The 14304-nt window shown below is 70.7% G+C and carries 11 protein-coding genes and 1 rRNA gene; 1 reads left to right on the top strand and 11 read right to left on the bottom strand.

Annotation, left to right across the window (positions count from 1 at the left end; translation table 11 throughout):
- The 11 genes from ABIA35_RS35040 to argC form a co-directional block, all read right to left on the bottom strand.
- Positions 1-73, bottom strand: a 16S ribosomal RNA gene (locus ABIA35_RS35040); the annotation flags it as partial.
- A 707-nt stretch (positions 74-780) separates the two neighbouring features.
- Positions 781-2043: a tyrosine--tRNA ligase gene (gene tyrS, locus ABIA35_RS35035; protein ID WP_370360823.1), complete on the bottom strand. Its 1263-nt coding sequence runs from the start codon at positions 2041-2043 to the stop codon at positions 781-783.
- A 90-nt stretch (positions 2044-2133) separates the two neighbouring features.
- A complete protein-coding gene (locus ABIA35_RS35030; protein WP_370360822.1) occupies positions 2134-2751 on the bottom strand; it encodes a DNA-3-methyladenine glycosylase in 618 nt (205 codons plus the stop codon).
- 65 nt (positions 2752-2816) lie between these two features.
- On the bottom strand, positions 2817-3341 hold the full coding sequence (locus ABIA35_RS35025) for a protein phosphatase (protein WP_370343865.1): 525 nt from the start codon (positions 3339-3341) through the stop codon (positions 2817-2819).
- A gap of 93 nt (positions 3342-3434) precedes the next feature.
- Positions 3435-4865 carry an argininosuccinate lyase gene (argH, locus tag ABIA35_RS35020; protein WP_370343866.1) on the bottom strand — a complete coding sequence of 477 codons (1431 nt, stop codon included), beginning with the start codon at positions 4863-4865 and terminating at the stop codon, positions 3435-3437.
- Between the two features lie 47 nt (positions 4866-4912).
- The gene (locus ABIA35_RS35015) at positions 4913-5419 is read right to left on the bottom strand and encodes an arginine repressor (RefSeq protein WP_370360821.1); all 507 of its coding nucleotides are present in this window, start codon (positions 5417-5419) and stop codon (positions 4913-4915) included.
- Entirely contained in the window at positions 5416-6342 is a 927-nt protein-coding gene (gene argF, locus ABIA35_RS35010; protein WP_370343869.1) for an ornithine carbamoyltransferase, read from the bottom strand. Before argF ends, ABIA35_RS35015 begins: the two co-directional genes overlap by 4 nt.
- A 3-nt stretch (positions 6343-6345) precedes the next feature.
- On the bottom strand, positions 6346-7674 hold the full coding sequence (locus ABIA35_RS35005) for an acetylornithine transaminase (protein ID WP_370360820.1): 1329 nt from the start codon (positions 7672-7674) through the stop codon (positions 6346-6348).
- Complete coding sequence (argB, locus tag ABIA35_RS35000; protein WP_370343871.1) at positions 7671-8582, bottom strand: acetylglutamate kinase; 912 nt, start codon at positions 8580-8582, stop codon at positions 7671-7673. Before argB ends, ABIA35_RS35005 begins: the two co-directional genes overlap by 4 nt.
- Positions 8579-9730 (bottom strand): bifunctional glutamate N-acetyltransferase/amino-acid acetyltransferase ArgJ, encoded by a 1152-nt coding sequence (gene argJ, locus ABIA35_RS34995; protein ID WP_370360819.1) that lies wholly within the window; start codon positions 9728-9730, stop codon positions 8579-8581. Before argJ ends, argB begins: the two co-directional genes overlap by 4 nt.
- A 40-nt stretch (positions 9731-9770) precedes the next feature.
- Positions 9771-10799: an N-acetyl-gamma-glutamyl-phosphate reductase gene (argC, locus tag ABIA35_RS34990; RefSeq protein ID WP_370360818.1), complete on the bottom strand. Its 1029-nt coding sequence runs from the start codon at positions 10797-10799 to the stop codon at positions 9771-9773.
- Positions 10800-11037: 238 nt separating this feature from the next.
- On the opposite strand from argC, the gene ABIA35_RS34985 reads away from it, so the two are divergent.
- A complete protein-coding gene (locus ABIA35_RS34985; RefSeq protein ID WP_370360817.1) occupies positions 11038-14007 on the top strand; it encodes a BTAD domain-containing putative transcriptional regulator in 2970 nt (989 codons plus the stop codon).
- The last annotated feature ends 297 nt before the right edge of the window (positions 14008-14304 follow it).

The raw sequence follows: 14304 nt of genomic DNA, 5'->3' as shown, positions 1-14304 counted from the left end.
TTCACCGTTCGACTTGCATGTGTTAAGCACGCCGCCAGCGTTCGTCCTGAGCCAGGATCAAACTCTCCATTGATGATTATCACCAGCCAACCGGAATAAGGTCGGCGACGGTGTCAGAAGAGTCACCTGGCAAGTAGACCGAACATCCCGACGGGGGTCGGGAGTCGTCTACCAACCATGTGTTCAAGACACTCGGCCCATCGTCCGGTTCGAAAACCGGGCGCAGTGCCGAGGTCGCATGGCATCACAATTCGTCACACACTGTTGAGTTCTCAAGAAACAGACGCCCGAACCACTCGTCTCAGAACTCTCGTTCCGATCGGCTGCGACCCGGCGTTGTCAGGTCTTGCTGTTTTTTCTTGTTTTGCTTCGCTTTAGATCTTAGCAGATCCTCTGCGTTTTCCGCAATTTCAGCCGGTTTTCATTGACCAGACTTCTTTGCGATTGCCTCGGGCGGGATTTAATGTTCCGTTCCTCGGCGGTTCCCAGACTGTATCGGACTCTGTGGCCGGCGACCAAATCGGCGCCCTCAGGGTCCTGATGCATCCGAAGACGGCGACACGGCACCTGCGGCGCTTCGCTGATCCGAAAGCCGGACCAGAGCGTCGCACTTGCCGTGAAGGTTGTGGAGCTTCGAATGGTTGCCCGGAGTGATCCCGCGAGTGCGTTGATCCTGCCTGGTGGGCAACGTCTAGTAACTTTACGCGCGGCTGCCGTTCACGTCAAATTCAACGTGTACGGCAGCCGCGGCGGTGGCTCAAGCCCAGGTCAGGGGCGTGGTCAGTCCCCGACCTCGACCGAGCCCAGGGTCCGCTTCCCGCGCCGCAGGACCAGCCAGCGGCCGTGCAGCAGGTCCTCCTTCGTGGGCGTCTCGTCCTCGGCCACGATCTTGCGGTTGTTCACGTACGCGCCGCCCTCGTTGATGGTCCGCCGGCCGGCGCCGCGGCTGGCGACCAGGCCGGTGTCGGCCAGCAGCTGCGCTACTGGCACCAGCTCGGAGATCTTCGTGCCGGGCAGTTCGGCCAGCGCCGCGCGCAGCGTGGGCTCGTCGAGCTCGGCCAGGTCGCCCTGGCCGAACAGTGCCTTGGACGCCGCGATCACCTGCGCGGTGGCCTCGGCTCCGTGCACCAGCGTGGTGACCTCCTCGGCGAGCGCCTTCTGCGCCGCGCGCATTTGGGGCTTGTCCGCGGTCAGCCGCTCCAGCTCCTCGATCTCCTCGCGGGACCGGAAGCTGAACACCTTCAGGTAGCTGATCACCATGGCGTCTTCGGAGTTCAAGAAGAACTGGTAGAACGCGTACGGCGTCATCAGCTCCGAGGACAGCCACACGGTGCCGGACTCGGTCTTGCCGAACTTGGTCCCGTCCGCCTTCAGCAGCAGCGGTGTGGCCAGTGCGTGCACCGAGGCGCCCTCGGCCTTGTGGATCAGGTCGACGCCGGCGGTGATGTTGCCCCACTGGTCGCTGCCACCGGTCTGCAGGGTGCAGCCGTACTGCCGGTACAGGTTCAGGTAGTCCAGGCCCTGGAGGATCTGGTAGCTGAACTCCGTGTAGCTGATTCCGGCCTCGGAGTTCAGCCGTGCGCTCACCGCGTCCTTGGACAGCATCTTCCCGACCCGGAAGTGCTTACCGATGTCCCGCAGGAAGTCGATCGCGGTCATCGGGGCGGTCCAGTCCAGGTTGTTCACCACCCGGGCCGCGTTGGCGCCCTCGAAGGAGATGAACCGGGAGACCTGCTCGCGGATCTTCTCGACCCACTCCGCGACCGTCTCCTTGCTGTTCAGCGTGCGCTCGGCGTTCGGCTTGGGGTCGCCGATCAGTCCGGTCGAGCCGCCGACCAGGATCAGCGGGATGTGGCCGGCCTCCTGGAGGCGCCGGGCGGCGATCATCTGGACCAGGTTGCCGAAGTGCAGGCTGGGCGCGGTCGGGTCGAAACCCACATAGAAGGTGACCGGCCCGTCGGCGAACGCTTTACACAACGCGTCCTCATCGGTGGACAGGGCCAGCAGCCCGTGCCACTTCAGGTCCTCGACGATGTCGGTCACGGTTATCCCTCACGGTCATCGCTAGTGGGTGGTCGGTGTCGGACACCAGCCTGCCGTATCGGACACCGTACGTGCGAACGCGTTCCGGACTCAGGACGACGTGGCGGCACGGACCTTCGGCTTGTGCGCCTTATACGCACTGACCGTCTTGTCCCCCTGAATCCAGAACCGCCAAGGGATTTCCGCAGCGGAGGACACGCCCACCCGCGGCCCGGTGGCCACAGTGAAGTCGGAGGACTCCCGCGCCAGTACCGTCAACGGACCGCCGTCGCACAGGTCGAGTCCGTTGTCCTCCCGTCCCAGCCCCAACGCCTTGGTGAGTCGCGCCGGACCGCGTGCGAGATCCCGGTCGGAGGAGCCGATCCGCGCAGCGCGCGCCAGATCGGCCCCTTCCACGATCTCCCCGGCACGGATGAGAACCGCTGAGCACTCCCCGTCGGGACTACAGACGAAGTTGATGCAGTAGTGCATGCCATACGTGAAGTACACGTACAGGAACCCCGGAGGCCCGAACATCACTTCGGTCCGCGGAGTCCTCCCTCTATAGCCGTGGGAAGCCGGATCCAGGGGACCTGCGTACGCCTCGACTTCAGTAATGCGCAGGACACGACGGCCTTCCGCACTGTCCCGAACCAGCAGACACCCCAGAAGGTCCGGAGCGAGGTCCTGAGAGGGGCGGGAGAAGAACGAGCGCGGCAGGACAGGCATGCAACGAGTCAATCACGCACCACCCACGGCCTTCAGCGGAAACCGGACCCGTCAGCTACTGCGCGTCAGCTACCGGTCCCCAGCGCGGACAACTCCGCCGAGAGCCCTAAGCCCGTCTCCAGGTACGCCACAAACGTCACGTTGTTAAGCGCTCCCGGCGCACGGTGCTTCCGGATCAGCGCTATAGCGTCGGACGCCGTATAGCCGCTGCGTATAAGCACCTCCGCGACGACCAACCCCGACCGGTTCATCCCGGCCCGGCACCGCACCAGCACCCGCCGCCCGGCGGCGTAGTCCAGGGCCGCCGAGGCCGCGAACACGTCGACGGCGCGGATCTGCCGCGCGGTCAGCACGTCGTCCGGCACCTCCAGCACATGGTGCTCGATCCCGGAACCCGGCCCGTACCCCTCCCTGAAGTGCAGGCTGTACACGACGTCGAACTGGTCGGCCACGACAGCCGTCGTCCAGACCCCGTCCCCGGCGATGTACTCATGGCCGCCCATCCACAGCCGCGGTGCCACCTCCGACCACGGCTCGCGCGGGACGTCGTCCCAGTCGCCGTGATCACCCCCGCGCCCCTTTGTCCGCAAAGCACACTCCCCCTCCGCGAAAGAAACGCCTCACAGCATGGCCGAATGCGTCGCTGGAAGACTACTCTCAGCGACGCATTCGGCGTGAAGTCGTCAGCGCGCGCTCAGTGCCCCGGCCCACTCCCGCTGCGCCGCGACGTCCGCCACCAGCGCCTCCAGCTGCTCGGCGACGCGCTTGGGTGCCGTGCCGCCGCGGCCGTCGCGCGAGGCCAGCGAGCCCTCGACGCTCAGCACGCTCTTCACGTTCGGGGTCAGCAGCGGCGAGATCTCCGCGAGCTGCTCGTCCGTCAGGTCCTCCAGGGTGATGTCGCGCTGCTCGCAGTACCGCACCGAGCTGCCGGCCACCTCGTGCGCGACCCGGAACGGCACGCCCTGCCGGACCAGCCACTCGGCGACGTCCGTGGCCAGCGAGAAGCCCTCGGGGGCCAGTGCCGCCATCCGGTCGCCGTGCACCCGCATGGTGGCGATCATCCCGGTGAAGGCCGGCAGCAGCACCTCCAGGGTGTCGACCGAGTCGAACACCGGCTCCTTGTCCTCCTGCAGGTCCCGGTTGTAGGCCAGCGGCAGGGCCTTGAGGGTGGCCAGCAGGCCGGTCAGGTTCCCGATCAGCCGGCCGGACTTGCCGCGCGCGAGCTCGGCGATGTCCGGGTTCTTCTTCTGCGGCATGATCGAGGAGCCGGTGGCGAAGGCGTCGTCCAGGGTCACGAAGGAGAACTCCTTCGTGGTCCACAAGATGATCTCCTCGGCGATCCGGGAGACGTCGATCCCGATCATCGCGGTGATGAACGCGAACTCGGCGAACACGTCGCGCGAGGCGGTGCCGTCGATGGAGTTCGCGGCGCTGGCCGAGAAGCCGAGGTCGGCGGCGACGGCCTCGGGGTCCAGCCCGAGCGTGGAGCCGGCCAGCGCGCCGGAGCCGTAGGCCGAGACGTCTGCCCGCTTGTCCCAGTCCCGCAGCCGCTGGGCGTCCCGGGACAGCGCCTGGGCGTGGGCCAGGACGTGGTGCGCGAACAGCACCGGCTGCGCGTGCTGCAGGTGGGTGCGGCCGGGCATGGCCACCTCCCGGTGCGCCGAGGCCTGGGAGATCAGCGCTTGCTCCAGATCGGCCACCAGGGAGGCGATCTGCCGCGCGTGGTCGCGCAAAAACATCCGGCCCAGCGTGGCGATCTGGTCGTTGCGCGACCGGCCGGCCCGCAGCCGGCCGCCGAGCTCGGCGCCGAGCTTCTCGATCAGGCCGCGCTCCAGCGCGGTGTGGCAGTCCTCGTCGGCGACCGTGGGCACGAACGCCCCGGAGACCACGTCGGCCTCCAGCGCGTCCAGGCCGGCCAGCATCGCGGCCAGATCGTCCGCGCTCAGCAGCCCGGCGCGGTTCAGGACGCGGGCGTGGGCGCGCGAGCCGGCCAGGTCGTACTGCGCCAGGCGCCAGTCGAAGTGCACCGAGGCCGACAGTGCGGCCAGTGCCTCGGACGGTCCGCCGGAGAAGCGGGAGCCCCAAAGCTGCGACTTGGGTGCCGGGTTGCTCATGTTCCTCGCCGTTTCGAAAGTGGGGTCTGTGAAGCCTGTCAGGAAAGTCAGTTCTCGGCCGCGGACAGCAGCTTCGCGGCCAGCGCCGCGCCGCCGTCGGCGGCCCGGCTGATCAGCAGCACCGTGTCGTCGCCGGCGATGCTGCCCAGGATCTCCGGGATCGGGGCCTTGTCGAAGGCGCTGGCCAGGAACTGCGCCGCGCCCGGCGGCGTACGCACCACCACCAGGTTCGCCGAGGCCTCGGCGCTGACCAGCAGCTCGCCCAGCAGCCGGTGCAGCCGGTGCTCGAACACCGGCTCGGGCTGCGCGGCCACCGGGGTGCGGTCGCCGCCCTCGGCCGGGATCGCGTAGACCAGGTTGCCGGCACCGTCGCGCACCCGGACCGCGCCGAGTTCGTCCAGGTCCCGCGACAGCGTCGCCTGGGTGACCGACAGGCCGTCCTCGCCGAGCAGCCGGCCCAGCTCAGCTTGGGAGCGGACGGAGTGCCGCTCCAGCAGCAAGGCGATCCGCTGGTGGCGGGCGGTGCGGGTCTGCGGGACGGTGGCTTCGCTCATGCGGAGGACTCCAACAGGAAAGCTAGCAGGGCCTTCTGGGCGTGGAGCCTGTTCTCAGCCTCGTCCCACACCACGCTCTGCGGGCCGTCGATCACCGAAGCCGCTATCTCATAGCCCCGATACGCCGGAAGGCAGTGAAGGACTATCGCGTCCGGGGCACCGAGCGCCAGTGCGGCCTCATCGAGAGCGTAGGGCTTGAAGATCTCGGCGCGCGCCGCCTTCTCCTCCTCCTGCCCCATCGAGACCCAGGTGTCGGTGACCAGGACGTCGGCTCCGGCGCAGGCCAGGGCCAGGTCGGTGGTGACCAGGACCGAGCCGCCGGTGGCCGCGGCGATGGCCTCGGCGTCGGCGACGATGTCCGGGCGCGGCAGGTATTCGGCCGGGCCGCTGACGCGCACGTGCATGCCGGCCGTGGCGCCGCCGAGCAGGTAGGAGTTCGCCATGTTGTTGGCGGCGTCGCCGACGTAGGTCATGGTGAGCCCGGCCAGGTGCCCCTTGTGCTCCAGCACCGTCTGCAGGTCGGCCAGGATCTGGCAGGGGTGGAAGTCGTCGGTCAGGGCGTTGACGACCGGTACCGAGGAGGCCGCGGCGAGCTCCTGGATGCGCGCCTGGCTGAAGGTCCGCCACACGATCGCCTCGACCTGCCGCTCCAGCACCCGGGCGGTGTCGGCGATCTCCTCGCCGCGGCCCAGCTGGCTGTTCCCGGAGTCGATGACCAGCGGGTAGCCGCCGAGCTGGGCGATGCCGACGCTGAAGGAGACCCGGGTGCGGGTGGAGGGCTTGTCGAAGATGACGGCGACCGCCCGCGGCCCGGCCAGCACCTGGTGCTCCAGCGGCGCCTTCTTGAAGACGCGCGCCAGCTCCAGGACCCGCGCCTGCTCGGCGGGGCTCAGGTCGTCGTCGCGGAGGAAGTGGCGGACCATGGTTCAGGCGTCCTTCGGGGTGGCGGCGCCGGTGGCGGCGTTGGTGGCGGCGGCGTCGAGCAGGGCGGGCAGCGCGCTCAGGAACTCGTCGGCCTGGGCGGTGGTGAGGATCAGCGGCGGGGCCAGGCGGATGGCGTCCGGGGCCGGGGCGTTGATGATGAACCCGGCCTCCAGCGCGGCCTTGGCGACCTCCGCGGAGTACGGGCCGTTCAGCATGATCGCCAGCAGCAGGCCCTCGCCCCGGACCCCGGCGACGGCCGGATGGTTCAAGGCATTGACACCGGCGGTGAGGTGCGCGCCGACGGCGCGGACGTTGGCCATGATGTCGTCCCGCTCGATCGCGTGCAGCACGGCCAGGCCCGCGGCGCAGGCGACCGGGTTGCCGGCGTAGGTGGAGCCGTGCTGGCCGGGGCCGAGCAGGGTCGCCGCGGCGCCCAGGCCCACGCAGGCGCCGATCGGCATGCCGCCGCCGAGCCCCTTGGCGAGGGTGACCAGGTCCGGTACCACGCCGGTGCCGCTGTGCCCGAACCACTTGCCGGTGCGGCCGATGCCGGTCTGCACCTCGTCGATGATCAGCAGCGCGCCGTGCCGGGACGTGATCTCGCGGGCGGCCCGCAGGTAGCCGGCGCCGGCCGGGACGACGCCCTTCTCGCCCTGGATCGGCTCGACGATGAAGGCCGCGGTCTGGTCGTCGATCGCCGCTTCCAGTGCCGCGACGTCGCCGTAGGGCACGAAGGCCACCTCGCCCGGCAGCGGCTCGAACGGCTCGCGGATCGCCGCCTTGCCGGTCAGGGCCAGCGCGCCCATGGTCCGGCCGTGGAAGGAGCCCTCGGTGGAGACCATCTTGGTGCGGCCGGTACGCCGGGCGGCCTTGAACGCGGCCTCGTTGGCCTCGGCGCCGGAGTTGCAGAAGAACACCCGGGCGTCGGTGTCGTTGGCCTGGCCGAGCAGTTCCACCAGCCGTTCGGCCAGCACGATCTGCGGCGCGGAGGCGAAGAAGTTGGAGATGTGGCCCAGGGTGGTCAGCTGGGTGGTGACGGCCTGCACGATCAGCGGGTGCGCGTGGCCCAGGGCGTTGACCGCGATGCCGGCCAGCAGGTCCAGGTAGCGGCGGCCGTCGGCGTCCCAGACGTAGACGCCCTCGCCCCGTACGAGCACCTTCTGCGGGGTGCCGAAGGTGTTCATCAGCGCCGAGCCGTAGCGCTCGGTCCAGGCCTGGCCGTATCCGGGCTCGACGACCGGCAGAGCGTCATCGCCGAGCTGCTCGGCGTGGCCGTGCTCCGGATGTCCCTGCTCTGGGTGTCCCTGCTCCGTCCTCGCTACGGCGTTCATGCCGGCACCACCATCGTTCCGATCCCCTCGTCGGTGAAGACCTCCAGCAACAGCGCGTGCGGCACCCGGCCGTCCAGCACGTGGGCGCGCGGCACTCCCCCGCGCACGGCCCGCAGGCAGGCCTCCATCTTCGGCACCATCCCGCTGGACAGCGTCGGCAGCAACTCGGCGAGCTCGTCGGCGGACAGCCGGCTGATCACCTCGTCCGAGGTCGGCCAGTCCGCGAACAGGCCCTCGACGTCGGTGAGGACCACCAGCTTCTCCGCGCCGAGCCCGACGGCCAGCGCCGCGGCGGCGGTGTCGGCGTTGACGTTGTAGACGCCGGTGCCGTCGGCGGCGCGCGCGATGGAGGACACGACGGGGATGCGACCGTCGTCCAGCAGGGCGTTGATCGCGCCGGGGTTGACGGCCTCGATGTCGCCGACCCGGCCGATGTCCACGGCTTCGCCGTCGACGACCGCGTGCCGCTTGACGGCCTTGAGCGTGTCGGCGTCCTCGCCGGACATCCCGACGGCGAACGGGCCGTGGGTGTTGATCAGGCCGACGATGTCGCGCTGCACCTGGCCGGTGAGGACCATGCGGACCACGTCCATGGTCTCGTCGGTGGTGACCCGCAGGCCCCCGGCGAAGCGGTGCTCGATCCCGAGGCGGTTCAGCTGGGCGTTGATCTGCGGACCTCCGCCATGTACTACAACGGGGCGCAGCCCGGCATAGCGCAGGAAGACGATGTCCTTGGCGAAGGCGGCCTGAAGCTCCTCGTCGATCATGGCGTTGCCGCCGAACTTCACCACGAGGGTCTTGCCGTGCAGGGCCGACAGCCACGGCAGGGCCTCGGTGAGGATGCCGGCCTTGGCCAGGGCCTCGTGCTTGCGGGCGTGGGTCGCCCCGGCGCTCTGAACCGTGCTCACGAGGAGTACGCCGAGTTCTCGTGGACGTACCCGGGCGTCAGGTCGTTGGTCCAGACGGTCGCCGAGGTAGTACCGGCGGCCAGGTCCACGGTGACCTTGACCTCGCGGCCGGTGAGGTCGACGAGGTCGCGGTCCTCCCCCACGCCGCCGTCGCGGCAGACCCAGACGCCGTTGATGGCCACCGACAGCTGGTCGGCCTCGAAGGTCGCATCGGTGGTACCTACGGCGGACAGCACCCGGCCCCAGTTCGGGTCGTTGCCGTACATCGCGCACTTGAACAGGTTGCTGCGGGTGACCGCCTTGGCCACCTGAACCGCCTCCTCCTCGGTGGCGGCCCGTACTACCTCCACGGCGATGTCCTTGGTGGCGCCCTCGGCGTCGCCGACGAGCTGGCGCGCCAGGTCCGCGCACACGGTGGTGACGGCGGCCTGGAACTCGTCCGGGTCCGGGGTGGTCCCGGAGGCACCGGAGGCCAGCAACAGGACGGTGTCGTTGGTGGACATGCAGCCGTCGGAGTCCACCCGGTCGAAGGTGACGTTCGTGGCGGCGCGCAGCACGCCGTCCAGCGTCGCGGCATCGGCCACGGCGTCGGTGGTGAGTACGACGAGCATCGTGGCCAGGCCCGGAGCCAGCATCCCGGCACCCTTGGCCATCCCGCCGACGACGTAGCCGCTGCCCCGGGCCTCGGCGGTCTTGGCGACGGTGTCTGTGGTCATGATCGCGGTCGCCGCCGCCGGACCTCCATCGGCGGCGAGTGCCCCGGTGGCGGTCTTCAGACCGGACAGCAGCGCGTCCATCGGCAGCCGGACGCCGATCAGGCCGGTGGAGCACACGGCGACCTCCGCGGCCGAGGCCTGAAGCAGCGCGGCGCTCTCCTCGGCGGTCTTGTGCGTGTCCTGGAACCCGGCCGAACCGGTGCAGGCGTTCGCGCCGCCGGAGTTCAGGACCACGGCCTTGACCGCACCGCCCTTGAGCACCTGCTCGGACCACACCACCGGGGCGGCCTTGACGCGGTTGGAGGTGAAGACGCCGGCGGCGGCGCTCAGCGGGCCGTCGTTGACGACCAGGGCGAGGTCCGGGTTGCCCGAGGCCTTGATCCCGGCTGCGATCCCCGCGGCCCGGAAGCCTTTGGCGGAGGTGACACTCATTGCTCAGCTCCCACGTTGTCTGCAGTTGTGGTGTTCGGGTTCACGGCGCGATCCCCACGGTGCTCAGACCGGCGCCCTCCGGCAGCCCGAGCGCGAGGTTCGCGCACTGCACGGCGCCACCGGCCGTGCCCTTGGTCAGGTTGTCGATCGCGCCGATGATCACGGCCCGGCCGGAGTCCTCGTCGAGCGCCACCTGGATCTGCACGTTGTTCGATCCCAGGACCGCGGCGGTGGTGGGCAGCCGGCCGGGCGGCAGGACGGTCACGAACGGCTCGTCGTCGTAGGCCTTGAGGTAGGCCTCGCGCAGCTGCTCGGCGCTGACGCCGGGCTTCACCTTCGCGGTGCAGGTGGCCAGGATGCCGCGGGGCATCGGAACCAGCACCGGGGTGAAGGACACGGTGACCTTCTCGCTGGCGACCGCGCCGAGGTTCTGCGCGATCTCGGGGGTGTGCCGGTGCACGCCGGCGATGTTGTACGCCGCGACGTTGCCCATGATCTCCGAGCCGAGCAGGTTCGGCTTCAAGGACTTGCCGGCGCCGGAGGTCCCGGTGGCCGCGACCACGACCACGTCCGGCTCGACCAGCCCGGCGCCGAGGGCCGGGGCCAGGGCCAGCGAGGAGACCGTCGGGAAGCACCCCGGGACGGCGACCCGCTTGGCGCCGGTGAGCGCGGCGCGCGCCCCGGGCAGCTCGGGCAGACCGTAGGGCCAGGTCCCGGCGTGCGCCGAGCCGTAGTACCGGGTCCAGGCCTGCTCGTCGGCCAGGCGGTAGTCGGCGCCGCAGTCGACGATCAGGGTGTCCGGGCCCAGGGCCTCGGCGATGGCCGCGGACTGGCCGTGCGGCAGCGCGAGGAAGACGACGTCGTGGCCGGCCAGCACCTCGGCGGTGGTGTCGGCGACGACGCGGTCGGCCAGCGGCGCGAGGTGCGGCTGGTGCTCGCCCAGGCGCGATCCGGCACTGGAGCCCGCGGTGAGCGCGCCGATCTGGAAATCCGGGTGGGCCAGGAGAAGCCTGAGCAGCTCGCCACCCGCGTAGCCGGTCGCCCCGGCCACCGCCGCCGTGTAGGTCATGTGCATGAGAATACGGAATACGGAAACTGTATGCAAAGCGCGTCTCGTCTCCCGGACAGCGCACGGATAACGCACGGACAGCGCGCCTCCAGCTTTGGCGGGCTGCCTCCGGCGTGCGCCGGGAGTGCGCCGATCGGGGGACGCGCGTGGTCCAGCGCCTCGAAGCCGAACCACCGCCGCCGAACCCCGCCGCCCCGGAATTGCCCGGGCTATGTCCGGTCCAATACTGTCCGTTCCCATGTCAGGCACACGGTTCGGCATCCTGGGTCCGCTGCTGATCGAGGACCCTTCCGGACCGCGCCCCGTCGCGGCCGCGCGGCAGCGTGCGGTGCTGGCCGCACTGCTGCTCACGGCCCCGCGCGCCATCGCCGCCACCGAGCTGGCCGAACAGGTCTGGAACCTGGAGCCGCCCGCCGGGGCCGCCGGCACGCTGCACAGCTACTTGAGCCGGCTGCGCGCCGCGCTGGGGCCGCTCGGCGACCGGGTGCGCACGCACAGCTCCGGGTACACCGTCGAGCTGCACGACGGGGAACTGGACATCGACGTCTTTCGCGCTTTGCGCGAGCGCGCGCGGGTGGCGGTGACGCGCGGGGACCTGCAAAGCGCGACCGAGAACTACACCGAGGCGCTGGCGTTGTGGCGGGGCGCGCCGTTGGCGGACGTGCCGAGCGGGCCGTGGCGTGACGACGCCGTCCGGTACTGGGACGAGCAGGAACTGCTGACCCGCGAGGAGTTGTTCGAGGCCGAGGTCGGACTCGGGCGAGCGGCGGCGGTCATCCCGCAACTACGGGTTCTGGTCGCGGAGAACCCGTTCCGGGAGCGGCCGGCGGCGCTGCTGCTCGGCGCACTGGCAGCGGACGGACGGCGGGCCGAGGCGCTGACCGAGTACCAGCGCGTGCGACGGGTGCTGGTCGAGGAAGCCGGGATCGAACCCGGGGAGCAGCTGAAGGCCGCGTTCCTGGAGATCCTGCGCGAGGACGACGACCGGCCCGACGCGCCGCGTCTGCTGCCGGCCGACCTTCCGGACTTCACCGGACGCGAGGAGCAACTGACCGCCCTCACCGAGGTACTCACGAAGCCCGAACCCGGTGACGCGCCTGCGGTCGTAGTGGTCACCGGGCCCGGCGGCATCGGCAAGACCTCCTTCGCGGTCCACCTCGGGCAGCGCCTTCGGTCGGAGTTCCCGGACGGCCAGGTGTTCCTGCGGCTCGGCGGACTGCGCGCGCCCCGGCGTCCGGCCGAGTTGGTCGCCGAGGTACTACGGGCGGTGGGCGTCACCGACATCCCCGGCGACCCGGACCGGCGCACCGCGTTGCTCCGGAGCACCCTGGCCGATCGCCGGGTCCTGCTGGTGCTGGACGACGCCACCGACCCGGCGCAGATCCGGCGTCTGCTGCCGGCCAGCGCGCCGGCCGCCGTGGTGGTCACCAGCCGGCGGCGGCTGCCGGGGCTGGCCGGGCAGGTGCCGGTGGAGCTGGGACGGCTGCCCGCCGACCAGGCCGCGGCGATGCTCGGGCGCATCATCGGCGCCGAGCGGGCCCAGTCCGAGCCGGAGGCGGTGGCGCGCCTGGTCGAGGCGTGCGGCGGGCTGCCGATCGCGCTGCGGATCTGCGGTGCGCGGCTGGCGCAGCGGCGGGGACGGAGCATCGCATCGCTGGTGGCGCGGCTTGAGGCGGTCGGGCAGCGGCTGGAGGGGATCGACGCGCTGCAGTCCGCGCCGAATTCGGACCCGGACTCGGACCCGAACCCCAACCCGAACCACAACGAGAACTACAACCGGAGCTACAACGGGAGCTACAACGACAAGGACGACATCGCCGCAGCTCAGACCGAGCACTCAGCACTGCGCCGGCCCCTGGAGGAGAGCTACCTCGCGCTCAACTACGGCGCCGCCGGCCGCGACGTCGACCTGGCCCGGGCCTTCCGCCTGCTGAGCCTGATCGGCGGCGAACGCTTCAGTCTGCCGGCCGCCGCCGCGGCGCTGGGCCTGGACGAGTTCGACGCCGACTCGGCCGTGGAACACCTGGTGCAGGTCTCGCTGCTGGAGGCGACTGCGTCGGACCGGTTCGCGTTCCATCCCCTCATCCAGGAGCTCGCACGGGAGCACGCGGCAGCCACCGACACTGAGCAGGCACGCGATGAGGCCGTGCGGCGCTGGACGTCGTGGTGTGTGGCCGGGGCTGCCGCGGCAGACCGGCTGTTCGACCCGAACCGGCCGAAGCTCGCGTGGGAGGCCTGGATCCCCGATGCCTCCCCCGCGCCGTTCGCCGACCTGCCGGAGGCCGGCGACTGGTTCGACCGCGAGTCGGCCGGTCTGCTCGAAGCCGCCGCCGCGGCCGCGGCGCACGGCGACCACGCGACGGCCGCCGCGCTCCCGCTGGTCCTGCTGCACGGCTTCCGCATCCGGGGCCGCGTCGAAGAGCTCGAGGAACCTCTGCGGGCCGGCGTCGAGGCGGCGGTCGAGCTCGGCGAGCCGGAGGTGGCCGGCGTGCAGTTGAACAGCCTGGCCATCGTCTACGGCGCGCTCGGGCGCTTCGACGAGGCGATCGCGACGTTCGCCGAGGCCGTTCCGCACTACGAGTCGGCCGGGCTCGCCGAACGCGTGGCGCAGGCGCGGATCAACGCGGCGATCACCCTGGCGCAGAGCGGCCGGCCCGCCGAGGCCGCCGAGCGGCTGACCGACTCGCTGGCCGAGCTCGACGCGCTGCCGGCGGCCCCACTGCTGTCGAGCCTGCAGGTGTCGGTGATGCTCGCGCTGACCGAGGCGCTGCGGGACTCGGGGAATCCGGAGGCGGCGCTGGCGCTGTACCCGCGGCTGCTGGCCGCGGCCGAGGCCGTCGGCGACACCCCGCGCCTGGCCATCGCCTGGGGCAACCTCGGCAAGCTGCACGCGAAGAACGGGCGCGCCGAGGAAGGCGTCCCCTGCATCGACAAGGCACTGGAGCTCCACCGCTCGATCGGCAACCGCGACGGCGAGGGCTACGCGCTGTGGGCGCTGGGCGAAGCACTCGCGCTCCTGGAACAGAAAGACCGTGCGCGCTGCGCGTGGTCCGAGGCGCGCGAGATCTTCCTGGCGCTCGGACGCCACGGCTACGCCGCAGATCTCGCGCAGTCGATCGCCGAGATCGCCGAGCCGGATACGACCGACGCGGCGGACGCAACGAACACCGCTGATACGCCCCACACGCCGGACACTGCAACGCCATAGGACGCCATAGGACTCCATAGCCTGAGCCGCGCCGCCACCCCGATTCGGCCAGCCCCCTCCGACCGGCCGACCCGGAACACGACCGCAAACCGCGGTCTGCCCGCCGCCCCACGACGGGCAGACCGCGTGCTCAGGCCCCCCTGGTCCCCCCGACCCCCGATGCGGATCCGGTGGAACCCTCCCCTACCAGGTCCCGTTGGTGTTCCCTGGTTGTCATCAATTCTCCGTGGGCGTGCTTGCGTTTGGCTTGCGCGGCGACTGCGCGGCGCAAGAACCCGGTGAATCGTCCCCGACGCC

The sequence above is a fragment of the Catenulispora sp. MAP12-49 genome, from assembly GCF_041262705.1.
Lineage (GTDB): Bacteria > Actinomycetota > Actinomycetes > Streptomycetales > Catenulisporaceae > Catenulispora.
Note: the sequence above shows the minus strand (reverse complement) of the source record. Positions and strands in the feature narration are given on the sequence as shown.